The organism is Corynebacterium singulare (assembly GCF_000833575.1).
GTDB classification, from domain to species: Bacteria; Actinomycetota; Actinomycetes; order Mycobacteriales; family Mycobacteriaceae; genus Corynebacterium; species Corynebacterium singulare.
Genome location: NZ_CP010827.1, coordinates 2,761,280 through 2,786,755, shown reverse-complemented (window position 1 = coordinate 2,786,755; position 25,476 = coordinate 2,761,280). Strand labels below are relative to the sequence as shown.

The 25,476-nt window shown below is 58.2% G+C and carries 19 protein-coding genes; 13 read left to right on the top strand and 6 right to left on the bottom strand.

Annotation, left to right across the window (positions count from 1 at the left end):
- Positions 1-233 precede the first annotated feature (233 nt).
- From CSING_RS12725 to CSING_RS12710, 4 genes are all read left to right on the top strand, one after another.
- Positions 234-1,721, top strand: coding sequence for an NAD-dependent succinate-semialdehyde dehydrogenase (locus CSING_RS12725; RefSeq protein ID WP_042532887.1), 1,488 nt, complete (start codon positions 234-236; stop codon positions 1,719-1,721).
- A gap of 145 nt (positions 1,722-1,866) precedes the next feature.
- Positions 1,867-3,276 (top strand): aldehyde dehydrogenase family protein, encoded by a 1,410-nt coding sequence (locus CSING_RS12720; RefSeq protein WP_042532885.1) that lies wholly within the window; start codon positions 1,867-1,869, stop codon positions 3,274-3,276.
- 30 nt (positions 3,277-3,306) lie between these two features.
- The gene (locus CSING_RS12715) at positions 3,307-3,570 is read left to right on the top strand and encodes a hypothetical protein (RefSeq protein WP_042532883.1); all 264 of its coding nucleotides are present in this window, start codon (positions 3,307-3,309) and stop codon (positions 3,568-3,570) included.
- A gap of 3 nt (positions 3,571-3,573) precedes the next feature.
- The gene (locus tag CSING_RS12710; protein WP_042532881.1) at positions 3,574-4,362 is read left to right on the top strand and encodes a zeta toxin family protein; all 789 of its coding nucleotides are present in this window, start codon (positions 3,574-3,576) and stop codon (positions 4,360-4,362) included.
- On the opposite strand, the gene CSING_RS12705 is transcribed toward CSING_RS12710, so the two are convergent.
- Positions 4,359-5,630, bottom strand: a complete 1,272-nt coding sequence (locus CSING_RS12705) for a Fic family protein (protein ID WP_042533499.1) — start codon at positions 5,628-5,630, stop codon at positions 4,359-4,361. The two genes, CSING_RS12710 and CSING_RS12705, sit on opposite strands and share 4 nt — an antisense overlap.
- 239 nt (positions 5,631-5,869) lie before the next feature.
- On the opposite strand from CSING_RS12705, the gene CSING_RS12700 reads away from it, so the two are divergent.
- Positions 5,870-7,420, top strand: coding sequence for an ATP-binding protein (locus CSING_RS12700; protein WP_042532878.1), 1,551 nt, complete (start codon positions 5,870-5,872; stop codon positions 7,418-7,420).
- On the opposite strand, the gene CSING_RS12695 is transcribed toward CSING_RS12700, so the two are convergent.
- A complete protein-coding gene (locus CSING_RS12695) occupies positions 7,404-8,054 on the bottom strand; it encodes an MOSC domain-containing protein (RefSeq protein WP_042532876.1) in 651 nt (216 codons plus the stop codon). The genes CSING_RS12700 and CSING_RS12695 overlap by 17 nt on opposite strands.
- Positions 8,055-8,083: 29 nt before the next feature.
- Positions 8,084-10,612, bottom strand: coding sequence for a hypothetical protein (locus tag CSING_RS12690; protein WP_042532874.1), 2,529 nt, complete (start codon positions 10,610-10,612; stop codon positions 8,084-8,086).
- A gap of 115 nt (positions 10,613-10,727) precedes the next feature.
- Here CSING_RS12690 and CSING_RS14220 point away from each other — a divergent pair, with 115 nt between their 5' ends.
- Together CSING_RS14220 and CSING_RS12680 are read left to right on the top strand one after the other, a co-directional pair.
- Entirely contained in the window at positions 10,728-11,453 is a 726-nt protein-coding gene (locus CSING_RS14220) for a helix-turn-helix domain-containing protein (protein ID WP_042532872.1), read from the top strand.
- Positions 11,450-12,187: a Fic family protein gene (locus CSING_RS12680; RefSeq protein ID WP_042532870.1), complete on the top strand. Its 738-nt coding sequence runs from the start codon at positions 11,450-11,452 to the stop codon at positions 12,185-12,187. The genes CSING_RS14220 and CSING_RS12680 overlap by 4 nt, the downstream gene beginning before the upstream one ends.
- A 151-nt stretch (positions 12,188-12,338) precedes the next feature.
- On the opposite strand, the gene CSING_RS12675 is transcribed toward CSING_RS12680, so the two are convergent.
- The gene (locus CSING_RS12675) at positions 12,339-13,973 is read right to left on the bottom strand and encodes an alkaline phosphatase (protein ID WP_042532868.1); all 1,635 of its coding nucleotides are present in this window, start codon (positions 13,971-13,973) and stop codon (positions 12,339-12,341) included.
- Positions 13,974-14,275: 302 nt separating this feature from the next.
- Positions 14,276-14,884 (bottom strand): CueP family metal-binding protein, encoded by a 609-nt coding sequence (locus tag CSING_RS12670; RefSeq protein ID WP_042532865.1) that lies wholly within the window; start codon positions 14,882-14,884, stop codon positions 14,276-14,278.
- Positions 14,885-15,000: 116 nt separating this feature from the next.
- On the opposite strand from CSING_RS12670, the gene CSING_RS12665 reads away from it, so the two are divergent.
- The 4 genes from CSING_RS12665 to CSING_RS12650 all read left to right on the top strand — a co-directional run bounded on the left by CSING_RS12665 (position 15,001) and on the right by CSING_RS12650 (position 19,150).
- Positions 15,001-15,381, top strand: a complete 381-nt coding sequence (locus tag CSING_RS12665) for a zinc ribbon domain-containing protein YjdM (protein ID WP_042532861.1) — start codon at positions 15,001-15,003, stop codon at positions 15,379-15,381.
- A 73-nt stretch (positions 15,382-15,454) separates the two neighbouring features.
- Positions 15,455-17,035: a type I restriction-modification system subunit M gene (locus CSING_RS12660; protein WP_042533497.1), complete on the top strand. Its 1,581-nt coding sequence runs from the start codon at positions 15,455-15,457 to the stop codon at positions 17,033-17,035.
- Between the two features lies 1 nt (position 17,036).
- Complete coding sequence (locus CSING_RS13045; RefSeq protein WP_052471433.1) at positions 17,037-18,209, top strand: restriction endonuclease subunit S; 1,173 nt, start codon at positions 17,037-17,039, stop codon at positions 18,207-18,209.
- Positions 18,209-19,150, top strand: coding sequence for a restriction endonuclease (locus tag CSING_RS12650; protein ID WP_042532859.1), 942 nt, complete (start codon positions 18,209-18,211; stop codon positions 19,148-19,150). The genes CSING_RS13045 and CSING_RS12650 overlap by 1 nt, the downstream gene beginning before the upstream one ends.
- 177 nt (positions 19,151-19,327) lie before the next feature.
- Here the strand turns inward: CSING_RS12650 and CSING_RS12645 are convergent, their stop codons facing one another.
- Complete coding sequence (locus CSING_RS12645) at positions 19,328-20,419, bottom strand: hypothetical protein (RefSeq protein ID WP_042532857.1); 1,092 nt, start codon at positions 20,417-20,419, stop codon at positions 19,328-19,330.
- Positions 20,420-20,653: 234 nt separating this feature from the next.
- On the opposite strand from CSING_RS12645, the gene CSING_RS12640 reads away from it, so the two are divergent.
- Together CSING_RS12640 and CSING_RS12635 are read left to right on the top strand one after the other, a co-directional pair.
- Complete coding sequence (locus CSING_RS12640; protein WP_042532855.1) at positions 20,654-21,190, top strand: excisionase family DNA-binding protein; 537 nt, start codon at positions 20,654-20,656, stop codon at positions 21,188-21,190.
- Between the two features lie 485 nt (positions 21,191-21,675).
- Positions 21,676-25,401, top strand: coding sequence for a DEAD/DEAH box helicase family protein (locus CSING_RS12635; protein WP_236683987.1), 3,726 nt, complete (start codon positions 21,676-21,678; stop codon positions 25,399-25,401).
- The last annotated feature ends 75 nt before the right edge of the window (positions 25,402-25,476 follow it).

The following is a 25,476-nucleotide window of genomic DNA, read 5'->3' as shown; positions in this document are numbered from 1 at the left end:
CTAAAGCGAACCGTGCTGGTAGGCCGATAAAGTTTCACGTGAAACGTAGTGTAGAAACGCACACGGTGAACTAGCGAATTTTCCGAATTATCCCCGCGGGGGTAGCCCTTTGGGGTGTAGTGCGAATGTAGAAAATTCCACTGTCCGTGCAGGTTAAATGGTCGATTTGTACTGCCTGGGGAGTAGTCACTCAACTGGCAGACAAATTCACTCGAGGAGAGTAGAAAAGACTCATGAGCGAAAACAAGAAGGTCAATGTTGACGAGTTGCTGGCCAAGGTTCCGACCGGCCTGCTTATCAATGGCGAGTGGGTGGATGCCTCGGATGGGTCCACCTTTGATGTGGAGAATCCAGCTACCGGAGAGATCATCGCGACACTCGCTTCTGCAACGTCTGAGGACGCGAAGAAGGCTATGGATGCTGCGTGTGCAGTCCAGGAAGAGTGGGCACGCACCTCTGCTCGCGAGCGGTCTGAGCTGCTGCGCCGCGCTTTTGAACTGGTCCAGGAACGTAAGGACGAGTTTGCCACTCTCATGACCTTGGAGATGGGTAAGCCATTGGCTGAGTCTTATGGTGAAGTTACCTATGGCTCTGAGTACCTTCGCTGGTTCAGTGAGGAAGCCGTCCGCGACTACGGCAGCACCCTGCCGGCGCCGGAGGGCACCCTGCGCATGATTACTCGCCGCAAGCCGGTGGGCCCGTGCCTTCTCATCACCCCCTGGAACTTCCCGCTGGCCATGGCGACCCGCAAGATTGCGCCGGCCATCGCCGCTGGTTGCACCATGGTAGTAAAGCCTGCCAAGCTGACGCCGCTGACCACGCAGTATTTTGCACAGACGATGATCGATGCCGGAGTCCCGGCAGGCGTGGTCAATGTAGTGTCCGGTAAGTCCGCGTCCGCTATCTCCGAGCCGATTATGGCCGATTCTCGCCTCCGCAAGATCTCCTTCACTGGCTCTACCCCGGTGGGCAAGACCTTGCTCAAGGCCGCTGCCGACAATGTGCTGCGCACGTCCATGGAGCTGGGCGGCAACGCTCCCTTCATCGTCTTTGACGACGCCGACCTGGACCAGGCTGTCGAAGGTGCCATGGGCGCCAAAATGCGCAACATCGGTGAAGCCTGCACTGCTGCCAACCGCTTCATTGTCCACGAGTCTGTGGCCGAAGAGTTCGCGGAGAAGTTTGCCAAGCGTATTGGTGAGCTCAAGGTGGGTAACGGCCTCGATGAGGGCGTGACCTGTGGTCCGCTGGTCGAGCAGAAGGCGCTCGACAACGTCACGGCTCTGGTCGATGACGCCGTGGAGAAAGGCGCTAAGGTTCTCGTCGGCGGCAAGCCGGGTGAGGGCAAGGGCTACTTCTACTCCCCTACTGTTCTGACAAACGTCTCCCGCGATGCGCGCGTGGCTCAGGAGGAAATCTTCGGCCCGATCGCTCCGATCCTGACCTTCTCCGACGAAAAGGAAGCCATCGCCATCGCAAACGACACGGAGTATGGACTGGCCTCCTACGTCTTCACCGAGGACTCCGACCGTATGTGGCGCGTCGGCGACGGTCTGGAGTTTGGCTTGATGGGCTTCAACGCCGGAGTTATCTCTAACGCCGCTGCCCCGTTCGGCGGCGTCAAGCAGTCCGGCATGGGCCGCGAGGGCGGTGCCGAGGGTATTGCTGAATACACCTCGCTGCAGTACATCGCTATGCGTGACCCGTACGCGAATGCCTAAGTCCTCCTGCTAAGCCGGCGGACACCATCCTGATGAGGTGGTGACCGCCGGCTTTGTCGTTGGAACCGCACTGACTAGAACCACAGTGACTGTGTCATGGGTAACATGTTTAAAACGACTGCACTAGATTGTCTAGGAGAACCTCATGACCCAGTTCGCTAACTATTCCGACCTGCTGGCTGCCATCACAGATGACAATGGCCGCGAGATTCTCAACCCGGCAACCGGGGAGGTTGTTGGCCATGCCCCGGAAGGTACCGTGGAGGACCTCAATACGGCGGTGGAGACTGCGGTTAAGGCACAAAAGGAGTTTGCCAAGCTTTCCGACGAAGAGCGGTGCGAGCTGCTCACCAAGGCTGCCGCCGCCATCGACGCCAATGCAGAGGCACTCGTGGAGCTGCTCTCCCGTGAACAAGGCAAGCCGCTGAACGGCCCGAACGCCCGCTTTGAGGTGGGCGCATGCTCGGGGTGGCTCAATGCGACCACGTCCTTCGAGCACCCGAACTACACGGCCGTTGATGATGACATCACTGCCACAGTGAATTACCGTCCGCTCGGTGTTGTTGGTGCTATTGGTCCGTGGAATTGGCCGATGATGATCACCATCTGGCAGATTGCACCGGCGCTGCGTATGGGTAACGCGGTCGTCGTTAAGCCTTCTGAGTACACCCCACTTTCTGTGCTGGGGCTCATTGAGGTCATCAACACCGTGCTGCCGGACGGCGTCCTGCAGGTCGTGACCGGTGATGGTGAGGTCGGCGCTGCGGTGACGGCACACGCGGATATCGACAAGATTATGTTCACCGGTTCCACTGCCACCGGCAAAAGGATTGTGGAGGCCAGCGCCGAGAACCTCACCCGTCTCACGTTGGAGCTCGGTGGCAACGATGCCGGCATTGTGCTCGATGATGCCGACCCCAAGGAGATCGCCGGCGATCTCTTCTGGGGCGCGTTCATCAACACTGGCCAGACCTGTGCTGCGATGAAGCGCGTCTACGTGCCGGAATCGCTGTACGACGCCGTCTGCGAAGCCCTCGTCGAGGTGGCCAAGGCCTCCCCGATGGGCGTGGGCTTGGAAGAAGAGAATGTCCTCGGCCCGCTGCAGAACAAGCAGCAATTCGACATCGTCGACAAGCTCGTCAACGCTGCCAAGGAGTCCGGCGCACGCGTTCTGCTGGGCGGCGACCCGGACTATGACGCGCCGGGCTACTTCTACCCCACCACCTTGGTGGCCGATATTGATCCGGACAACCCGCTGGTTGTCGAGGAGCAGTTTGGCCCGGCACTTCCTATTGTGAAGTACACGGACCTGGACTGGGCCATCGAACAGGCCAACAAGCTGGATGTGGGCCTGGGCTCCTCCGTGTGGTCCTCCAACCGCGAGCGTGCTCTGGACGTCGCCGCGCGCCTAGAGGCAGGAACCACCTGGATTAACGGTCACGGTGCCGTCGACCCGCGCGTGCCGTTCGGCGGTATCAAGTCCTCCGGCTACGGCGTGGAGTTCGGTACCGAGGGCCTCAAGGGCCTGGCTTACCCGCAGATCATCAACGGCTAAAACCGGCCCGGCGCTGCTATTCTTAGCGCCATGAGCACCGCCAAAGTCCCGGAGATCGAGTACGCAGCCTTCGACGCCATGAAGGAGGTTGCGTCCTCGCTGAAAGCTGCATACCTCACTAGGGCTGCTGAAGCAGGCAACGATGTTGAATCCCAGTGGTGGATTCGTCAGAACTGGCTCGTAGAAGACATGGTCAGTGGGGTTGATTCAACCGACATCGAAGCCATCCGTGCCGCTGCGGCTCTCTTTGCACAACGGCTCGAAGCTCTCTCCACCGAGCACAAAGCGGCATAACCTATGCTGTCCGCCGCTGATTTCCCCGTTGATCCACAAGTTATGGAGCAACGGCTTAATACTCTGCAAGCCAGCTACTTTGGCCGATCGAATGCTCACAGTCCGTCTGTTCCAGAAGTCATTTATGTGGCGGGGCAGCCAGCGTCAGGCAAATCAACAGCCATTGAATCCGTGAAAAATGGCCACACGGTCCTTGACTCCGATGAGATACGCAAATTGCATCCAGCCCTTGACGAAATCATGGGTCGCGATCCCCTGCGCATGGACGTGCTCACTAATGGCCCAGTCCCCTATTGGATGTCTTCGCTGATTGAGTATGGCCGGCAGCACGGGCATTCCCTCATCATTGAGAACACGCTGTCCAACCCGGAATTCATCGCGGGTGAGATAGCCAAGTTTCGCTCCGCGGGTTTCCGCGTGAAGGTTGTGGGGCTGGCGGTGGCGCAGGAGGTCTCCAGGCTCGGTGTCGTCCAGCGCTACCTGGAGGCCCAGCGCGTGAGCCGCTACCCGCGCTGGACTAACGAGGTTTCCCATACGTCGGGCTTTAAGGCCATCGTGCCAGGGCTTCAGGCTATTGCACCGCTTGTCGACGACCTCGAGATCCGCACCCGTGACGGCCGTACTTTAAGCGGCATCGAGGATATTGAGGCTGAGCGCGCAAACTGGTTCGACTCCCCCGCCACTCGTGCTGACTGGCTGGCCCGCTTCGACAGCTGTGACTTGACTGGCCTTGAAGCGGAGAAGCTTACGCAGAACCTCGTGGCTGACGCTGAGCGTATCCGTGGGCTTTAAGACTGTGCCTGTGGAACTGCGCGCCCGGTAGGCGGTGAGAGCCTCGTATCGAACCGACTGCTGGCGAGCTGGCGGTCTGCGAGGTCGAGCAGGCTGAGGATGTCGTCTGCGTAGTATCCAAGGCCGCCGTTCTTGGCAATCACCTTGGTGCGTAGAATTCCGGCACCGCTTAGCCGGTCTAAGGCCTTTCGTGCATTTCCAGGGGTGATTCCATAGAGACGCTGGATGGACCTGACCGTGACGATGGGATACGCAGGAAGGCTTCTCAGCAGTGTGGCTTCTAAAGAGTCTGCGCGAAGAGCGCGCTGCATCCCATCCTTCCGGCGGGTGTCTTCGACGGCAGCAAACCACTCCAACTGGATTCTCGCGAGATCGTCAGCGATGAGGCGAGCTTGCTTCACGGCTTCTTCGGCAGCATCCAGAAAAATGGAGAGCCATTCGTCGACGTTGTCCTTGCGGTAGGCCGTTAATCCTTGAACGTACCTTGTGGACCACGTACCGAGGACGAGACTTACCGGCAGAATGGTGTACTCAGTAAGCCCACGACGCAGAAGAATCCCATGAATGAGAGCACGGCCAACGCGCCCGTTGCCGTCTGCAAATGGGTGAATCGTTTCGAACTGAGCGTGAGCAATTGCGGCCTGGATGAGAGCCCCATGCGAAGCGCCATCGAGGTAAAGACATAAGTCGTCCACGAGGTCATGGACTAGACGTGGGGGCGCTGGGATGAACTCGGCACCAATGGGTGTGTGGTTGCTTCCTCCGATCCAGTTTTGAATAGTGCGAAGTCCGGTGGGAATGGAGCCATTCTCCCCCATCAATTCTCTTTGAAGCCTTTCTAGAAGCTCGACGGAGATTGTCGGTTCGGTTGCAAAGCTCTTCTCAATGGAACGCAGAACGGTGAGGTTGCGGGCAACCTCTTCCGCACTTTCCTTAAAGCCACGGACTTCCTCTTCTTGGGCGAGTTCCGCGAGGACAACCTTGTCTACGTTGGGCGCAATACCTTCGATGCGTGAGGAAGAAATCGCTTCAGAACGCATGAGTAATCGGGCCACAGATTCCAACTGGCCTGACGCCGTATGGCGGTTGAGCCTCAAAATCTCACGCTCGATACGTGCTGCTCGGCTGGTGAGCTCTGGGGAAAAAGTCCACGCCTTACGTGCAAGATGGTCAGGAACATAGGCCAGAAAAGGGCCTCCAGCCTTATCGCGCCGGGGCAGGCCGGAGCCTGATTCGGGGATCCAGTTCTCGGTAACGTAGTCGGGCATGTAGAGGTTATCCATTCGTCGAACAGTAAATGAGTGGTTGGATAACTCTTATCCAACCACTCATTGGGGTTTGGGCGCTAGATAACCTTTAAAGATTCGAGTTTTCAAAGAAGAAAAACGGCCTCAATGAGAACATCAATGACAATCTCAATAAGAAGATCAGTGAGAACTATTGTCATTGAGGGCAGGAAAAGTTAGCATTGAACTGTCATTGTTATCATTGAGGACGGGTATTCAAGGTGAACAATTGGTCCGAGAATCAGCTGCGGGAGCTATTGGCTGAGCTCGAGTTGCGTGGGGGTGATTCAACAACAGTCGAGGTCAAAACCGCTAAGGGGGGTATTCCAGACTCTCTACCGCACACCCTGTGTGCGTTTGCAAACATGCCAAGTGGTGGTCTTATCATTCTCGGTGTCAATGAGAAGGAAGGGTTCATTGTTACTGGCATTGAGAATCCTTCGGATATGGAGGCTGCAGTGGCCTCGCAAGCTCGTCATGCAATCACTCCCCCAGTCACGGTGCATACCGCCAGTGTGGCAATAGACGGTACGCATGTTGTGATTGCGGAGGTGACGGGATTGCCGGTCACGGATAAACCAGCTCTCTATAGGGGAGAAGCATATCTACGAATGGCTGATGGGGACTACCGTATGAGTGCCTCCGAGCTACGCATGATGGACGTTGCGAAGCTGCATGCTGAAGAGGCAGTGTCTTATGACACGACGATTGTGGAGGGCACGAGCCTTGCAGATCTAGATAGCGACGTAGTGCAAGATTTCTTGGTTCAGGCGCGGAGGAAGAATCGGCGACTATCGGGACTTGCTCAAGACGAGGACGTCTTACGGGCGCTAGCGGTGACGACCGCGACTGGAGAGGTGACGCTTGCTGGCTTGTATGCGCTGGGTTTCTATCCCCAAGGACATTTTCCTTCTTTAGCAGTAACGGTGGCGCAAAGGCTACCAAATGGTTCGAAGCACGGGCGAGTGTTGGGGTTGGAGACCTTCGAGGGGCCCATTCCGGTGCTGTTGAACTCGGTCATGGGGTGGGTAAGGCAACGTCTAGCCGCCGTACGGCGATATCGAGACGATGGATCAATGGTGGAAGTTCCTGAGCTTCCCCTTTCGGCCATTCGTGAGGCCGTGGCGAATGCATTGGTGCATCGTGATCTTGGGCCAAATACGTTGGGTGCGGGTAAATCGATTGATGTCCGCCTACTTCCAGACAAGATGGTCATCTCCAGCCCAGGGGGCCTTAGGGATCTGACGGTTGAGCAGCTCAAGTCGAGAGATCTTGCGCGCCAAGAGATTAACCAGCGCCTCTACAGACTGTGCCGATATCTCAAAGCAGACGATGGCACTTTTGTCATTGAAGGCGAAGGCGGCGGTGTGCAGCTCATGCTGGATGCCGCGCGAGAGCAAGGATTACCGGAGCCTGACCTAATAGATTCTGGAGTGCAATTTACGGTGAAGATGTGGCGGCCGGACACGCGTGGAGAGGCACGCACCTGGGAGCCACTACACAAGGAGGAACCACGCACCATCCCGGAACGACGAGTGGATGCACCCGTGGACTTGGAAGGCCTGGGAGTTAACGCCCCGCGCGTAGCGGAGGCGCTGCGCACGGCGGCACAACCGCTGACCATTGGCGGAATCGAAACAGCCACAAGCCTCACTAGAGCGCAAGTACGTTATGCATTGAAGTCACTGGTGAAAGCACAATTGGTGCGCATGGATGGTACGCGCGGCTCGCAAGCAACAACCTATGAATGGCTAGCTAGCCGCGGGATTTGAGGCGCTTGACCAGCTGGTCGTGGTGGACGGGGGCGAGGCAGCCGGCGTCGACCACGCGTTGGGCTAGGTCCATATCCCCCATCTTGGCGGCGAAGGCCATGCCCATGGTGATGTCATGGTCAGGGCGGCCAATGAGGGAAATATCGTCGTCCGGGGTGATGCGTCCAGGAGTGATAATGCGCAGGTAAGCGCCGCAATCACTGCGGTCTGTGAAGGTTTTGAGCCAGCCGGGCTCATCCATCCAGCCGGAGAATGTGGCGCAGGGCTGGCGCGGGATAGAGACTTCGAGGCCGCACTCCCCTATCTGAAGCTGCTGGTTGATGAGGACATTAGGCCAAGAAATGCCCTCAGTCGTGAGGTTCTCGCCGAAGTAGCCGTTGCGCAGAACGCGATTGAGTTCGCCTTCCCAATAGTCAAGCTCCTCACGGGCGACGGCATACACGGCCTTGTCGGCGCCGCCGTGGTGCGCGTGATCCCCGATGGAATCCCCTACTACCCCGGAGCCATCGCCGTAGTTGGGGCCGGGAATGTCGAGGTCGAGGTGTGGGCGCGGGTGCTTATCGATGCCCGTGTATTCGTGCCGGCCGTGCGGCTCCGGGCGGCGGACAGCGACGTTCGTGGAGATCACCTTCATGCTCACCCATTGTGGCACACCTCACGTGACTACATCTCGCGATTGTGGAAGAGAGCTTCCGCGGTGACGAGGTCGTAGAAAAAGAGGCGGGGGGCGAGGGGGAGGACGTCGGCAAGCATGGGCATATCCTCCTTGAGCAAGGGGCTTTCCATGACGACGTCGTTGGCGGCACCACGAGCGGCCAGGGCGAAGGCATAGGAGATGTAGGGCATCCACGCGGCGGCGTTGAGCTCATCGGCGGTGTTTCCGCTGGCAAAGGCGCCGAGTGCCACGAGGGTGTGGCTAATGGACATGTCCACGCCGGCGTTTTGCACAACGGAGGCGAGGGCAGTGGCATCCTTGCGCAGCTGCTCAATGGTGCCGAGAGCATCGAGGGCGCCGTTGTTGGCGAAGCACTCGCGCAAGGCGGCGACGCGGGCGGCCTCGCCCATCAGATCCTCAACAGCCGGGGTTGGGCTGTGCACGGTGGCAGCGCCTAGGAGCATCGGGCGGGTAAGCCCATCAGCGCCGGTCTCACGCACGGCAGCGAGCTCGGCATTGTCGCTGGCAGAAGGGTCCAGGAGAAGATCCAGGTAATTATCGGCAGTGGACTCGATGTCGGATTCCAGCGGCGAGTGGAACAGGCGGGTACGCGCGATGGAACGGGCCTGCTGGTTCACGCTCACACCGGTCTGGGCCAACGCGTGCAGGGCAGCTTCCGGGTTGGCGCGCAGGCGGTCGATGATGCTGTCGAACATCGCCTGCAGCTTCGGGTTCGGGCTGCGCTGGGACAGCACGTGCAGCGCGCGGAAAGCTCCCCACAGCTCCTCCGGGGTCCAGTCCTTGGACGCGCGCGCCGGCTCCGCGCCCTCTGGCGTCACAACGATGGAGGCGCTGGACGGACGAGCGGGGGCGGTGAGGTTGGAGGAAGGGGTGAGCTCGCGGACATCGACAAGCACTGAGCCTTGCTCGAGCAACTCGGCAGGAAGTTCAAAACCGTTTTCTGTCGGCTCGAGCTGGGTTGGTTCTACCGTGGGTGTAGCCAATGGCCAGGCCCAGCCCACCAAATCTACCTGCGGTTCGACGTTCTGCTCAATGATTACTTCCTGTTCCCCCAACAGGCCACGGCTCACGAGCGGAGACTTGCGGACGGTGGCCAGGGCGGCATAAATGAGGCTCGTGGAAGCGGATGCTTCATACTCCACGATGCGCCGCTCCAGGCTGCGGGCTTCGTGCGCGGCGCGCTCCCCCTCTGGCAGCGAATCCAGGTAATCCTCGTAGGACAAGGTCGACCACATGAGGAAGAGCTCGGCGGAAGGCTGCTTGCGCACCGCGTTCGCCAGCGCTGCATTCGGCACTGCCAGGCTCGTGACAGCCTGCGTGGTCTTGGAGGTACGGGCCAGCTCCTTAATCTTCTGGCGGCCGTCAATGGTGACGAACTTGGCCAGCGGCAGTGGGCGCGGCGAGTGGACGGTGAACATGTCATCCTGATCGAGCTGACCAGCCAGAATGACTGGTTTATCCGAGTGCTCGGTGGGCTCCAGGCCGATACGCTTGACGCGGCTGAACAGAGCTTCGGGCCACACGTCGAACTCGAGCTCATAGCCGGCATCACTGGCCACCACCTCGCGGCGCGAGACTTCCGTGTCCTCGAAGGTGCGCATGCCCTTCTCCAGCGCGATGGGCTTCTTCGGTGGGGAGGCCAGCGTGTAGCTGAAAGCAGAATGAGCGCCAAGGGCATCGATGATGCGGAAATCCATGCCGCGCGGGCCCTCGTTGGTGGCGCGCATGTGGAGGCCCTCGGCGAGGGAGATAAAGCGGACGTCGACAAGCTCAGCGTCGCGCCACAGTGACACCTTGTAGCGCCCTACCCAGGGGTCTTCATAGAGGTCACTGGGGAAAGGCTCGGCAATACCGGCCTCGAAGGTCTGTTCCGAAATCTCCTCCTGCTCGCCGCCAAGCGGGGCGTAGGTGAGATCGATGCGCCACTCCCCCTCCGCCATGAAGCGCACGCGCGGAGATTGCGTAAAAACGGGCTCGTTGTCCAGACCGCGGGCATTGGGAAGGATGCTGACGTTAAAGTCCCACTCGAAATCGCTGTGCTTAGCGACGTCCACCGGTTCCCTCTGCGGCACAGTCACCTGGTCCGGCAGCGCGCCTACTTCCCATCCAGCCCAGATGCCCAGCGGTTCGGCCTCCTCCAACGTTCCTTGCGGTGCGATGAGGGTGGTGCGGTCATAGACAATGAAGTGCGCCTTCTCCGTGATGCCGGTGAAGGTGGTGGGCTCAATGAGCTCCTCCTCGCCGTCCCGCAGGGTTACCGTAATGCGGGTAAAGGGGCCTGGAATGCCGACTTCCAGCGGTTCTTCCGTGGCGAATTCACGTACCGTACGCGGGCGATCGATGAAATGGGATTGAACAACCCAGCGGGGCTCGGTGACCTCTGCCTCAGGATTGGTGGCGGGCAGCTCCAGCATGAGGATATTGCTGCCTCGGCGTAGCGACAGGCGGGGACCCTGCTCAACAAGATCGGTGTCTACCAGTGGCGTAGTTGGAAGTGAATAAATTTCCGCGCTCATTTACCTCATCATAGGCCACTGCGGGGTGTGGTTGCCATGTTGCTGGTAGATGCCTGTGATGTCCTAGAGATAGGACACCTGTCCTGAAGGTAGGACACCTTGCTATTCTCGTGCTATGGACCCAGTGGAAATCCTCAAACACAGCGCTCTGAGTTTGAGCGATATTTCGCGGCGCACCGGGGTGTCACGAAATACGCTCAACTTGTGGCTGCAGGGAACTACTCAGCCAAGCCTGGAAACCCTGGATAAAGTCTTATGTGTTCTCGGGTATGAAGTTTTTCTATCGGTGAGGCGCATGAGTAACGCAAGTGCTGCGACGGCGGCTCGCGTGCTTCTAGGGGAGCTCGAGGACGACTCTCCGGAAGTAATTGAATGGATAAATCGCTTCAGAAAGTGGGGTGACGTCCCAGTCGATGACGCTTCCCCTCTGCAGTTGATAGAGCGAGCAGCGTGGGCGTCCAATCCTTATGGCCGCGCAGGCGCGTGCCACTTCTTGCCTACGAACCCCATCACGCTAGCGTCTGCTGCTCAAGCCCTGGGCCAACGCTGGGCCCTGTCGGGGACGTACGCGCGTGCACATGGCCCGCGGCCGTATCCCGGTTGCGGAGGACGTCTCGGCTCGACGCTAATTTGGTGCGAAGATCCTGCTGCGATACTGCCATCACTTCCACAGAGAGTCCGCTTGAGCGCTGACCCCATTGCCGGAGGTGTAACGCTGTGTCCGGCCGCGGGTAGGGAGCTTGACAATATGAGCGTGAGCGGCGGGGTTCAGTACGCTTCCGAACTCCAAGTTGACATAGACGTGCACGCAGAACGCTATGCGGGAAGTGAAACGAAATGAGAATCGCGACGAGCCGTGTGAGCTGGGAGAAGCGCGAGCGTCCGCAGGTACCTGAGCTAGGTACAGAGCGTGTACTCTTTCGGCTTACCCGGCAGCTGCCCGACCTTGTGTGGAATGCAGCTGCTCTGGAGGGCAACACATTCACTCTCCCTGAAGTCCGTACCTTGCTGGATGGCGTCACTGTGGGTGGCAAGGCGCTTGCGGAACAGCAACAGATTTTGGATTTGTCTCAGGCATTTAACCTGCTGCATGAACTCGTCAAAGAAGGTTCATTCGCGGTGAGTAAAACAACGAGTGACAAAATACATAGTGCTGTTGCCAGGAATGAAGCACTAGATGCAGGCCTCTTCCGTGGTGAAGGAAGCGTACGTGGTGATGGCGGGGGTGTGAGGCTTATGGATGGTGGCTTTGTCCCGTTTGATCCGGATGACGAACTCCGTGAAGCGCACGGTGACCTGGTGGATTCCCTTGCAGGCTTGGGTAATCCGATTGAGAGGGCGCTCGCGTACTTCTGCTCAGCGACTCGTAGTCAGTTCTATTTCGACGGCAACAAACGAACCGCGCGGCTGGTCGCCTCTGGGCTATTGATGAGCAATGGCTACGCGGCACTTAATATTCCGAATGCGAGAAGGTTGGAATTCAACCTTGCCCTCGATGAGCTGTTTCGAACCGATGACGCTACGAGCTTGATGGACTTCCTGTATGACTGCTTGATGGAGTTCTCGATACAGTAGTTTTCCTGTGGGGCTCTGGTGGAGCTGACTGCGAGGGACAGCATGTCGGGATAGGTTCGCGGCAAAGTACAAGGCCCGCTGGCGTTCATCTGTCTGAACGCCGGCGGGCCTTGGTAGAGATGCTTTTTAGATTGGGATTGCTGGGCGCAACTTAGGGAAGCAGACGCTGCAGAGCGGAGAAGTCAACCTTCACAACGCCGATGGACTGCAGGAAGGCAGCGATTGCGCCGAGGATAGCGGCAGCAACGCCTGCGCCCAGGAAGCCTGCGCCAGTGGCGGAGCTGGTGTCCTTCTTGCCAGCGTTGCCCTTGTTGGAATCGTCCTTGGAGTTGTCCTTGCCCTCGTCCTTGGAGTCATCCTTGTTGGCATCGTCCTCAGGGGTCTTACCAGCGTTGTCCTGATCCTCCGGCTTGGAGTCGTTAGCGAACCACCAGTCCTGGATGATCAGGTTGGCAACGTCGGTGTTGTCGATGTACTTGCCGCGGACCGGATCCTCACCGGTAGCCTTGGCCAGGATGTCCTCAGAGCCAGCGCCCTTGAAGAAGAACGGAACAACCTGGTTGGTGTGCTCGCCGGAGTACCACTGGTGCTGCGGAGCCTTGCCCTTCTCGCCGGTCTGCGGGTTCCAGGACTCGGTCTCTTCCTGACCGGAGAGGTAGCCGGTCTCGTGGTCAGCGGTGACGATGAGCAGGGTCTCGTCCCAGCTGGAGTTCTCCTCAACCCAAGCGATAGCAGCGTCAACAGCCTTGTTGAAGTCCTGGGTCTCCTCGATGTCGCGGCCAGTCTGGTTGGCGTGACCGGACCAGTCAATGGCGCCGCCCTCAATCATGACGGAGAAGCCCTTGTCGTTCTGGCCCAGAACGTTAAGAGCGCCCTTGGTCATGGTCGGGAGGTCAACAACGTCATTCTTCGGGTCAGTGCCCGGCTCAGCAGCCTCCGGGTTACCATCACGGCCCTGCTGCAGGGTAGAGGCTACCGGTGCGAGACCGAAGTACTTCTTGTCGGCCTCAACGTTGCCTTCAGCCCACTTCTCGAAGTCAGCGGTGTTCTCGGCGAACTCCCAACCAGCGGAGCCATCACGCAGGGACTTGAAGGACTCCTCGGAGATGTACTTGTAGTTCGGCTCCCCTGCCTTCTGAGCGTTGTCATCGAACTCCGGGTGGCCAGCGCCCATGATGACGGAGAGGTCGGAGCCGACCATCTCAGCAGCAATCTCTTTGTAGTTGTTGCGGTTCTTGTTGTGCGCAGCGAAAGCAGCCGGGGTGGCGTGGCTGAACGGAACGGAGCTGACAACACCAGCGGACTTGCCGTGGGAAATAGCCTGCTCGGAAATGTTCTTCAGGGAGTGGCCGTAGGAGGACTTGCCCAGGACGCCGTTGTCCACCTTCTGACCGGTGGCCATAGCGGTACCGGCGGCAGCAGAGTCGGTGATCTTGTCCTGCTTCACGTAATCGTGGTCGGTCCAAGCCTTGGCCGGGTCATAGGAGCCGCCGTCCGGGAAAGTGGTCATGGACACGCGGTTGAAGTCCTCGAAAGCCTGAACGGACTCACCGTCGATCTCCTTGACCTCGCCGTCGAACTTGCCCTCAACCAGGTACTTGGACTGGCCGGACTCGTAGAGGTTGGTGGAGGCGATGTGGTTGTAGCCCATGCCGTCACCGATCATGTAGATGACGTTCTTCGGGCCAGCGGTTGCTGCCTGAGCGGGGGCGACGACACCAGCGGTGGCGACGGAGGCGATGGTGACAGCGGCGCAGGTACGCAGCGCGCGAGAGGAAATACGCATGTAGTGAGCTTTCTTAAGTGAAAAGAGCGTGCAGAGAAAAGAGATGGACTGTGGCCAACGCCTCTCTCCCTCAAGCAAGGTGGAGTATGGCAGTTTCCTGTCCGTTCGGCCCGAATCCATTGAGCACCGTTCTGACCCCGGGTGACTGACAGACGGCTGGCAGGTTAGCGTAAGGGAAATTTAAGACTAGGGTGCTGGATATCACACTTTGGGGCGGCGTCGGCAAGCGCACGGCGCGCTGTGGGTACGCAAAAACGGCGAGCCCCCTGCTGGGGCTCACCGTTGTGTGGGGTGACGGCAGCTTATGCCATCTGCAGCGTGGTCACGCAGGTACCGCCCTCGTCGGAGGTGTCCAGGGGAACCTCGCCGGTCTTGCCGTCCTGCTCGATGGTGATGGTGCCCTTCTTGTCAGCCGGCAGCCAGTAGCCAATGAAGCCGTTGTCGAACGTCGTGGTGTCTTCGTTGACTAGCTCGTTTCCTTCGTCATCCGTGATGGTGATGTGGATGTCTTCCTGGCTGAGCTCACCGGTGCAGGTGGTCAGGGAGTGATTGAAGCAGTCGTGCGTACGGGAGAGGTACGGCGCAACAGAGAGGTAGAACTTGTCCTCCGGCAGCGGCAGGGAGGCCTCGCCCTGTTCAGTAGCGAGGATGAGCTCGTTCGGGCGCACGGATGCGATGAGATCGCTATTGCGCTCGTCCTTGGACTGGCGATCCAGCTTGTCCACGATTTCCTGGCCATCCAGTCCCTCAAGGTCGAACTCGGCCTGGATCTCCTCAGCGGAGACCTGCTGGACTTCAGTGGTGGCAGCCTCGCTCTTGGAGGCCTCGGTGGGGACAGGGCTCTCGGTGGAGCAGGCGGACAAGGTAACGGCTGCGGCACAGGCGGCAGCGAGAGAGATAAAGCGTTTCATAGTTCTTTCGAATGAATCTGATTGGGTGTGGTTTAAGCCTATACCCCTCCCCCGTATCAATCAAAAGGATGAGATCAATATCATCATTCTGCTCTCACCAGGCTAGACTGTGCCTTATGTCTGATACTTCATCCCCAACGCTGCCGCCCTGCCCCGAATGTTCCTCTGAATACACCTACGAAATGCCGCCTCTCATCGTGTGTCCCGAGTGCGCGCATGAGTTCTCCGCCGACGCTGCCAGTGACTCAGCGGCGGAGGGGGCTGCCCCCGTCATCGTGGACTCGGTGGGCAATGCGCTTGCCGACGGCGACACCGTCACCATCACCACCACCCTCAAGGTCAAGGGCGCCCCGAAGCCTCTCAAGGCCGGCACCAAGGTGCGCGGCATTCGCCTCAACCTTGATGCGGGCACCGGCCAGGAAGACCACAACATCGACTGCAAGATTGATGGTTTCGGTGCGATGAAGCTCAAGCCAGCTGTGGTGAAGAAGGCCTAGGAGCAGAGAAAATAAGGAGGCTAACCGCCGCCTCTTCACCAGCATGTCGGACTCAGCAGATACGCTGAACTACATGATTACCGGCGCCCTCAAAAATAACGTCGACCGCATCTGGGACACCTTCTGGTCCGGCGGCATTTCCAACCCAGTCTCCGTTATCGAGCAGTTCACCTACCTGCTCTTTATCAAGGATCTCGACGAGCGCCAGGTCCAGATTGATAAGCGCCGCGCTTTGGGTGATCCGACTGCGACGGAGGACATCTTTGATGCCAGCCAGCAGGACTTGCGGTGGCGCAACCTTATTGAGGACCGCGACATCGCCCGCCGCAAGGTCACCATCATCACCAAGGTATTCCCCTTCATCAAGGAGATGGGCGGCACAGGTTTCCAGGAACACATGGCTAACGCCTCCTTCGATATCGAATCTGAAGCCACGCTCTCACGTGTCATGGAGCTCATTGACCTGCTGCAATTCTCCAACAAGGACATGAAGGGCGACTTGTACGAGTACATGCTGGACAAGCTGTCCACCTCGGGTACGAACGGTCAGTTCCGCACGACCAGCCACATTATCGAGCTCCTCGTCGCGCTCATGGAGCCGACGCCACAGCAGCGCATCATCGACCCAGCGTGTGGCACTGCCGGGTTCTTGGTGGCTGCCAATGATTGGATTGCCCACCATCACCGTGAGGACCTCTACAACAAGGACACGCGCACAACGTTCATCACAGAGGGCTTGACGGGCTTCGACTTTGACAAAACCATGGTGCGCATCGCGGCGATGAACATGTTCATGCACGGCTTTGAAGAACCCAACATTTCTTACCGCGATTCGCTGCAACAGCTGCCCACAACGTTCGATGAGGCCTTCGACCTTGTCCTGGCCAACCCGCCTTTTGCGGGCAGCCTGGATAAGGATGCCGTCGATCCCAAGCTCAAGTCGGTGACGACGGCCAAGAAGACGGAGATTCTTTTTGTCCACCGCTTCCTGCAGCTACTCAAGCCGGGTGGTCGCGCCGCGGTGATTGTCCCTGAAGGTGTCCTCTTCGGCTCTACCAAGGCGCACAAAGCCCTTCGCAAAACCTTGGTTGAGGATCAGCGCCTGGACGCCGTCATCAAACTGCCCTCTGGCGCATTCAAGCCCTACTCGGGCGTGTCCACCGCCGTCCTGTGCTTTACCCGCACCGATTCCGGCGGTACCGATGAGGTGTGGTTCTATGACGTCACCGCGGATGGTTACTCACTTGATGACAAGCGCACTCCGCTTCTTGACGCCCCCTTGCTTGGCCCCTCCCCTGCCTCACACATTCAGGACTTAAGCGATCCCGCGCTTGCCGACGTCCCCACCTCCGTCACCCTCACCGACGAACAACTCAAGCTCAACAACCTCCCAGACGTTGTTGCTCGCTGGCACGCCCGCACCACCGATGAGCGTGAGCGCGCCCGCACGGATTACTCCTTCACGGTGTCCAAGGAGGAGATCGCCCAAACCGACTACGACCTTTCCATGAACCGCTACAAGGAGATCGTCCTCGAAGCAGAAGAAACCCGCGACCCCATGGACATCATCGCCGAAATCGAAGAACTCGACCGCGACATCGCCCAAGGCCTTGCCAACCTCAAGGCCTTGCTCAGCGAGGAAAAGGGGAAATAGCATGGCGAGCACGGCAAAGCACGACTGGCCGATGGTGCGGTTGGGGGATGTGCTCCGGGCTGCTGGAGTCCCGGAAAAGATTGCATCCCCAGAGACGGAGTCCTTTGTAACAGTCAAAATGCACGGCGAGGGCGCCGTGCTGCGAAATATTGGAGCAGGTAAGACACCCGCTGCTTTCACTGGCTATCGAGTGAAAGAAGGACAGTTCATTTACTCGCGTATCGACGCCCGTAACGGTGCCTTCGCACTGATTCCTCAATCCCTTGATGGGGCAGTCGTTTCCAAAGATTTTCCGATTTTCGAAATCGATGAGTCGAGGTGCACGTCAAAGTATCTTCACTACTTTGCGACTAGTGGCATTTTAGCTGCAAAGGCGAAGGCGCTTAGTTTCGGCGCAACTAACCGACAGCGAGTCAAGGAAGAAGCGTTTCTCCGATTTGAAATCCCCCTCCCTCCCCTCGAAGAGCAGCGCCGTATTGCGGCGATTTTGGATAAGGGGGATGAGGCACTGGTTAGGGTTAATCAGTCCTTGGGGGACTTGCTTCAGCTTAAGCAAGAATTGTTTACGGATTTCTTCTTAAGAATTGAGCGGGAATCGACAGTAATTGGTGAGTATCTCGAATCCACTCAGTATGGAACTAGCGACAAGGCGAACGAGAATGCCGGCATTCCAATACTGCGAATGGGGAACGTCTCTTACAACGGTGGAATTGATTTTTCAAATTTAAAATATGTTGAGCTCGACACCAAGGATCGAGAGAAGTATTCGCTGAAGGCTGGTGATTTACTTTTCAACAGGACGAATAGTAAGGAATTGGTGGGAAAAACCGCTGTCGTCCCATCGTTGGTAGGCGAGTATACGTATGCTGGCTACCTAATCAGATGTCGAGTAAACGATAAAGCAGTTCCTGAATATATTGCCGGGTTCCTTAATTCGGTTCTTGGCAAGAAGATATTGCGAAACACCGCAAAAGCAATTGTGGGAATGGCGAATATCAATGCCAACGAGTTGAAGAGGTTGCCAATTCCTAAAGCATCAATGGACGAGCAACAAGAGTTCGCATCATCAATTTCGCGAATCGAAGACATTGAGTCTCAGATGAAGCGTCAGAGGAAGCTTTTGCAAGAACTACAAAAATCCCTATCCACCCGTGCATTCCAAGGAGAACTCTAATGGCAATTTTGAAGTGGCATGGATACATGGTTCCAGTGCTTCACGTATTGGCGTCAAACGGAGAGGTGTTCAAGCGCAGCGTGCTCATCGAGGAGGCTGCGGTGCGCATTGGCATCACGGACGAGGAACGTCTTGAGACCATTCCTTCCGGACAGCCGCTCTATGAAAACCGTGTTGGTTGGGCGCTGACATTCCTTAAGAAGGCGAACGCCATCATTTCGCCGGCGCGGGCGCGTTTTCAAATTACAGACTTTGGCCGTGACTTGTTGGCACGCTATCCGGAAGGGATGACGGAGAAGCAGCTGCGTACAGAGATCGCAGGCACGGAAGCGGAGTTAACGTGGCGGGGCCCAAGTCAGGGAAGCAAGGCTGTGCACAAGGCGGACGCTGATAAGCAAAGCGTCCTTCCGGAAGCCGAAAGTGAGCTCGACCCACTGGAGCAGGTGGAAACCGGTGTGTCTCGCAACAACGAGTTGGTGGCTGGTGATCTGCTCACGCGGTTACATGAGAATGAGCCGGCGTTCTTTGAACAAGCAGTGCTGGACCTGCTCATGGCCATGGGATACGGAGGAACCCAGGGAAAAGCCACGCGTACGCAGCTGTCCAATGACGGTGGCATCGACGGGATCATTGACCAGGATGCGCTGGGTCTGTCCCGTATTTACGTGCAGGCTAAGCGGTATGGACTGGACAAGAGCATTGGCCGTCCGGATATTCAGGCATTCGTGGGAGCATTGCAGGGGGCGCAGGCGGACCGCGGGGTGTTTCTGACTACGGCGAAATTCTCCGATAGAGCTCAGGAGTACGCGGATGCGGTGGCCTCACGCGTTGTATTGATCGACGGGGCCAGGCTGGCGGAACTGATGATTCGCTATGGCGTGGGAGTTCAGGTCAAGCGGACTGTAGCGCTGGTTGAGGTGGATGAGGATTACTTCGAGTAGGTTGGGGCGAATTCTTGCGTTAGCGGGAGTGAGCGCAGCTTTTCGCAGCGTTGAAAAATGCCAGGCGCCCAGCTCAACGAAATGGAGCTGGGCGCCTGACATTAGTCAGGTCGGGTGAAATTATTTCCGCCCTTTCGCCTTAGAAGAGTTAATGGCGATGACCTAAGAAGCCAATCTCTAGAAAGGGAGCTTGAATCCTAGTTCCGGCAGGAAGGCCACAACACCAATACCTGCGGCGGCAAGGATTGCCAAGACGATGGCGATGATTCCGCCAGTGGAGGAACCGCTGTCATTGGTCTTATTGGGCTTCGGCGCTGGAGTGGTTGTGGTCGGCTTTGCGGGTGCAGTAGGAGTAGCTGCCGGGGTGGTCTTAGCCGGACGGGTTGTAGTTGGTTCCGTCGAAGAAGGAGGCACAACGGAAGTGGTCGGTGTCGTGGTTGTGCTAGTGGACGGAACTGGTTCAGAGGTCGGCGGCGTAGTAGAAGTCTCCGCTTCGGATTGTTCCTTTGCGAGGTAGGCGTTTTCGCAAGCGCCAGCAAGGGTGACGGTGGAGCTGAAGGGCATGGTAAAGCCCATGACTTCGAGGCCGGCTACGGCTTCGAAATCATCCTCGAGAGGTTGCAGACGAAGCTCCCCCGGCTTCCTGAGATTGAGCAACTTTTGAGAAGTAGTGTGGAAACCAGCATTTAGACCTGTGGAGTACGAGGGCACCTGCGCCTGAAGATCCACCGCAGAATCCTCGACTTCACCGTTCTGTGAGTTCACCACGGGGAGATCGCCGTAGGGATACTCAGCAAGTTCGCTGGGAGTCCAATTTCGTGTCACCTCCCAATTGAAGGGGTATCCGTTGGCTGCCCAATCCTTGTATTTGGCTTCTGCGTCAGAATTGGTGAATACGAGGTAGGAAGCGTCTAGGCTGTCGTATCCCTTGGCCGCTAGCTCAGCCTCGGAGGGAAGGTCGGAGAAGCTGATGTCAGACCAATAAGTCACCAGCTTGTGGGTCTCGGGAGCGGAGTCAAGGCGAGCAAAGCTGTCCGCATACTGCGGGAAGTCCTGGCGCATGCGGTTCTGCAGTTTGGTCTGCTCGTCAATTTTGGCAGCGAAGTACTTCTTAGAGATTTCCTTTTCCGCGGAGTCGAGGGAGACCACACAAATCTCTTTGCCGTTGCGAGTGTCCAGCTGAGCATCGAGAGCAGTAGCGGAAGGGACAGAAACCAAAGAGAGCGAAACGGCAATGGATACGCCAAGGCCGAGCCGAGAATAGGTCATGAGAGAGTTCAACTTTCAGAGAAGAGAAATAGTGACCTTGTAGTTATAGCCGAAGATTGTGTCTGAAGTCTAGGTTAATAGTAATCAAAATTGTTTTTATGGATCTGCTTGTTTGTTGGCTTTGCTACCCCCAAAGAAAAACTGCATGCCGCAGCATGAAACTGAGTCGGGTTCATCGAGTGGGAGAGTTGTGTTAGGCGTTTCGAATTTTTCGAATTGCGCTACGATGATCTCATGAATGAGGCGCAGAACCACCGCCCCCACGTGACTCTTCCGCCGCAAAACCTAGAGGCCATGCGCGATGTGAGCAGGTTCTTAGAGCAGCAGTCGGGACCTACTGCGCTAGTGGGGCCCGACGGGCAAGCGGTAAATCTGCCCGGCGAGGTGCTGAGGGCGTTGTCAGACGTTGCTCGTGAGATGAGGCAGGGAAAGGCCATTACTGTCGCACCTGTGGACCAGTTGCTCACGACGCAGGAAGCAGCAGATGTCCTGGGCATCAGTAGGCCGACTTTGGTGAAGAAGCTTGAGGATGGATCGATAGCATTTGAGCGCACCACCGGTGGCAAGCATAGGAGGGTTAGGCTCGTTGACGTGCTGCGGTACCGGGATGGGCAGAGGGCTGAACGTCGCAAAGCACTGCGAGAGCTAGTCTCTGAGGCGCAGCGCGTTGGCGCCTATGACGCGGGTACAGATGATGTAGGTGCTGAGGATATTGCCTTGTCCCTCAAGGACGCACGCAAGGAAGCGGCAAAGAAAGAGCGGCGTGGCTAGTATTTCGGCTCTTTTGGCTGCGTGCACTCTGATCCCGAGGGGCCGAGGCAAAGCATCACACGCGGTCTTCCCGGTCCAGTAGTGAAACAACGTCGGATTTAGAAGGTAGAAGATAGCTTGGGGTGTCCGGCTCTGGAGCCGTAGTGGTCAGCGCGGAGTAAGGCGCGGGGGTGTGGCTCAAGATTCCGGCAGCTACTAGTTGCTGCACTCGGCCATCCGGGGATGAAATGGGAACAACCCGAGCAATGGGTTGAGTCCGGTCAGTGTTGGTCACAGTCTCTCCGGTTATTGGTGAGCTTTGGAACAGCTCGCAGTTGAACAACGGGATAGTGGTGATCTTAGTGGCGTGTGGGGAAAGAACAAGAGGGGAATCGGATCGTTTGGCCAGGGAACGCAGTGATGGTGGTAGCTAGGCCTAGAGCCGTGACTTAGAATTATTGGGATCAAGACGTACCCGATGTGAAATCTTGTCCCTGGAGAACTCTATGGTGACCCCGACTCCCCCTACTCCACCGAATGCTGGGCGCAACGCTGCGCCGGGTGGGCCAATCCGCAGCACTAACTTCGGCTTTGTGCGCTACGTGTGGCCCACGGCGTATGAGGAGTGCCTGAAGGTTGAGCGCTTCGTCGATGCGGACCCGGTGATTTCCTGCTTCTACGCGCGCAAGGTGTTAGAGCGGGTGGTGAACCACATCTGGGCGTTCCGGGGGCTCGGAGATACCGGTTACCTCAGCCTGGCGGACATGACCAGGGACCGTGGCTTCGTTCAATGTGTGAAAAACGAGACCATGCTGCGCAAGATGACCATCTTGCGTAAAAGCGGCAATGACGCCGCGCACGCTGACGACATGGAGGGCAAGCAAGCGCCGGCCACCCCGCAGAAGGCGCGAACGGTAGCTGCGCACTTGTATGACCTCATGGTGTGGGCGGTGCGGTACCACTCGGCTAAGCCGGAGAACGCACCGGGCCCGCAGGCGGCTTTTGATACTCGCCTGTTGGGCCAGGCCGGTGCTGACGCTTCTGGCATCCACGTTGCCGGGCGTTCCCAAGCGCAGACCGCCGCCTACCTCAAGAAGCTGGCGCAGCAGGATGAGGAGCTAAAGAAAAACCGGCTGCTGCTCGATGAGGCGCAGGAAGCAGCCCGCGAGGCGGAGGAGAAGCGTCTTCGTGAGGCGGCCCAGTTCGAGCTCAAGCGGCGGAGTGCGGAGGTTCGCGCGAAGGCGGAACTTGCTGATGCGCAGGAACAAGCTGAAGCGGAGCGTGTGGCTGCACAGCAGGTAGAAGAGAAGCTTGCTGCCGAAATTGAGGCCCTTGAGGCGAAGTTAGCCGAGCAGGAAGCGGCCGCAGCCGAGCGCGCCGGGGTTGGAGCACAGCCTGATGCGCCTTTGGCGATTGGTGAGGCCGAGACCCGCCGGCAGCTCATTGACCCCATGCTTGAAGCGGCAGGGTTTAGTGGTGACTCCGTCACTCGGGAGCTCAAGCTTCACGGCATGCCCAATACGTCCGGTGTCGGTTATGCGGACTATGTCTTGTGGGATGATGATCGCACACCATTAGCTGTCATCGAGGCCAAGAAGTCCATGGAGTCCATGACCGTGGGCGCCCAGCAGGTGAAGCTCTACGCGGACTGCATTGAGCGCGAGTATGGAACGCGACCCGTCATGGTGTGTACCAACGGCTATCACATCGACCTCATCGATGATGCTGCGAACCTTCCTGGTTCTGGTGCGGGCTACCCCGCCCGTGAGGTGGAGGGCTTCCCCACTGCGCAGCAGTTGCGCCGCATGATTAGGCGGCGCACCATGCGTGCTCTTTTGAGCAAGACGCCGGTAGATACGGAGATTGCTGGCGGCGGCGCCCGTACGTACCAGCTCGAGGCCATCCGGGCGGTGACGGAGACGTTGGAGGCAAGGAGGCGTCGCCAAGCATTGCTGGTTATGGCGACAGGAACTGGTAAGACCCGCGTGGCTGTGGCCACCGCCAAGCTGCTGCGCCAGGCCGGCTGGGTGGGCAAGGTGCTGTTCTTGGCAGACCGCACAGCCCTGGTCAATCAGGCGCACAAAGCCTTTGTGAGCATGTACGCGGAGTCCACGCCCGTGAACCTCATCAAGAATCCTGAGCAGGTGGGTGATGTGTATGTCACCACCTACAACACGATGATGAATCTCATCGGGGATGACGGTGACAAGCCGGCGAGGTTCGGGCCCTTTGACTTCGACCTCATCATCGTGGATGAGGCCCACCGCTCTGTGTACAACCGCTTCAAGCGGATCCTGGAGTACTTCGATGCCTACGTGGTGGGGCTGACGGCGACGCCGAAGAGCGAGATTGACCACGACACCTATGCACTCTTTGAGATGGAGGATAAGACTCCATCCTTTGAGTACGGACTTGATGAGGCGGTAGCAGACGGCAACCTCGTGCCCTTCAAGACGGCTCGGCAGGACTCGCTCTTCCTGCGGCGCGGCATGGCCTATGACGAACTGTCACCCGAGGAGCGGGTGGCGTGGGACATGTCTGATTGGGGGACCGATGAGGACGGCGGGCGCTTAGATCCGCCGGGTCAGGTTTCCTCGGCGGAGATTAACCGTTACCTGTTCAACAAGGACACCATCCGCAAGGTGTTGAAAACCGTGGTGGAGAACGGGATCCGCGTGGGCGGTGACCAACTGGGCAAGACCATCATCTTCGCTCGAACCCAGCGGCACGCGGACCTCATCAAGGAAGTATTCGATGCTTCTTTCCCCGAGTATTCCCGCACTGGCGCCTCTGTCATCACCACACACACGACGTATGCGCAGTCAGCCTTGGATGAGTTCGCAGACCCAGACGGGGACGTCAACATCGCGATTTCGGTGGACATGCTGGACACCGGCGTGGATGTGCCCGAGGTAGTCAACCTTGTGTTCTTCAAGCCCATCTACTCCCCCACCAAGTTCTGGCAGATGGTGGGCCGAGGAACGCGTTTGCGCCCGGACCTCTTTGGCCCGGGGATGGACAAGACGCACTTCCTCATCTTCGATTTCTGCGGCAATGTGGACGAGTTCTACAAGGGCGAGGTCCGTGAATCGGCGACTGGACGCCCACGGTCGCTGTCAGAAAAGCTCTTCGACGCCCGAGTGGGATTGCTCGCACAGTTGGACAAGCACTCAGAGGCCCCGGAGCTACGCGCCGGGCTTGCCGATTCCCTCCACTCCTCGGCGGCATCCGTGCCGCTGGGACACATCATGGTCCGTCCCAGCGACAAGGAAACCTTGCTGCGCTACCGCGAACGCTCTGCGTGGGATGAGCTAAGTGAGGAGAAGGCTGAGCAGCTGCGCCGCCATATTGCGCACTTGCCGCTGGACACGATGAAGGACTCCGAGACCGCCAAGCGCTTCGACCTCGTGGTGCTGCATCTCCAGGTGGGACTGCTGGACAATAGCCCGGACTTCGAGGCGTTGCGCCAACGCGTGGAGAGGATGGCAGGTGACCTCATGGCTGTAAGCGCCACCATCCCCATGGTTGCCGAGCGCCGTTCCTTCCTTGAACGCGTGCTGGATCCGGAGTGGTGGAACAACGTTACGGTTGAGGACCTTGAGGCCATTCGCCTTGGCATGCGCCCACTTATCCAGTTTGTGCCCAAGAGAAAGCGCAACGCCGTGACCCTCGATATCCAAGATGAGATGGGTGAGCTCATGATTGATAACGAGATGCCGGCGCAGTTGCCCGGTACCGGGTCCTACCCCTCCCAGCTGGAACAACGCCTGCGCGAGTTGCTCCAAGAACACGCCAATGACCTCGCGATGATCAAGCTGCGCAGTGCACGCACACTTAACGCAGAGGATGTTGCGGCATTGGAGGCAATGGTGGCCCAGGCAGGCGGAGGAAGCGCGGGCTCTGAAGACAGCATTGAGATTCTCCGGGAACGCATGGGTGGAGATAGCATTCCGGCCTTCATCCGGCGTTTGGTAGGCCTCGACGAGGACGCGGTCCGAGAACAATTCGCGGATCTCCTCGGCAATACTTCTTTCAGCGCCGCCCAGATTCGTTTCATCACGATGCTGGTGGACGTGCTGGTCCACAACGGTGGTGTGGCCTATGAAGAAATCTTCCAGCCACCCTTTGATGAAGAGGGGTCCGTCATCGACATCTTCCGCAACAACACCGATGTCATCGTGGATCTGCGCAACCGTCTAGAGCAGATTGAAGCAACGGCCCGGGCTACCTAGACGCATGCCGAACTGGTAGCCGCCGAGGAGTGTCCTTGGTGCCTTGGCTGAAGTAATCGTCTGGAATCATGCCGT

Bases quoted from the DNA above. Each gene is read 5' to 3' on its own strand.
- CSING_RS12725 (WP_042532887.1), top strand. From the start codon at position 234: ATGAGCGAAAACAAGAAGGTCAATGTTGACGAGTTGCTGGCCAAGGTT.
- CSING_RS12720 (WP_042532885.1), top strand. From the start codon at position 1,867: ATGACCCAGTTCGCTAACTATTCCGACCTGCTGGCTGCCATCACAGAT.
- CSING_RS12715 (WP_042532883.1), top strand. From the start codon at position 3,307: ATGAGCACCGCCAAAGTCCCGGAGATCGAGTACGCAGCCTTCGACGCC.
- CSING_RS12710 (WP_042532881.1), top strand. From the start codon at position 3,574: ATGCTGTCCGCCGCTGATTTCCCCGTTGATCCACAAGTTATGGAGCAA.
- CSING_RS12705 (WP_042533499.1), bottom strand. From the start codon at position 5,630: ATGCCCGACTACGTTACCGAGAACTGGATCCCCGAATCAGGCTCCGGC.
- CSING_RS12695 (WP_042532876.1), bottom strand. From the start codon at position 8,054: ATGAAGGTGATCTCCACGAACGTCGCTGTCCGCCGCCCGGAGCCGCAC.
- CSING_RS12690 (WP_042532874.1), bottom strand. From the start codon at position 10,612: ATGAGCGCGGAAATTTATTCACTTCCAACTACGCCACTGGTAGACACC.
- CSING_RS14220 (WP_042532872.1), top strand. From the start codon at position 10,728: ATGGACCCAGTGGAAATCCTCAAACACAGCGCTCTGAGTTTGAGCGAT.
- CSING_RS12680 (WP_042532870.1), top strand. From the start codon at position 11,450: ATGAGAATCGCGACGAGCCGTGTGAGCTGGGAGAAGCGCGAGCGTCCG.
- CSING_RS12675 (WP_042532868.1), bottom strand. From the start codon at position 13,973: ATGCGTATTTCCTCTCGCGCGCTGCGTACCTGCGCCGCTGTCACCATC.
- CSING_RS12670 (WP_042532865.1), bottom strand. From the start codon at position 14,884: ATGAAACGCTTTATCTCTCTCGCTGCCGCCTGTGCCGCAGCCGTTACC.
- CSING_RS12665 (WP_042532861.1), top strand. From the start codon at position 15,001: ATGTCTGATACTTCATCCCCAACGCTGCCGCCCTGCCCCGAATGTTCC.
- CSING_RS12660 (WP_042533497.1), top strand. From the start codon at position 15,455: ATGATTACCGGCGCCCTCAAAAATAACGTCGACCGCATCTGGGACACC.
- CSING_RS13045 (WP_052471433.1), top strand. From the start codon at position 17,037: ATGGCGAGCACGGCAAAGCACGACTGGCCGATGGTGCGGTTGGGGGAT.
- CSING_RS12650 (WP_042532859.1), top strand. From the start codon at position 18,209: ATGGCAATTTTGAAGTGGCATGGATACATGGTTCCAGTGCTTCACGTA.
- CSING_RS12645 (WP_042532857.1), bottom strand. From the start codon at position 20,419: ATGACCTATTCTCGGCTCGGCCTTGGCGTATCCATTGCCGTTTCGCTC.
- CSING_RS12640 (WP_042532855.1), top strand. From the start codon at position 20,654: ATGAATGAGGCGCAGAACCACCGCCCCCACGTGACTCTTCCGCCGCAA.
- CSING_RS12635 (WP_236683987.1), top strand. From the start codon at position 21,676: ATGGTGACCCCGACTCCCCCTACTCCACCGAATGCTGGGCGCAACGCT.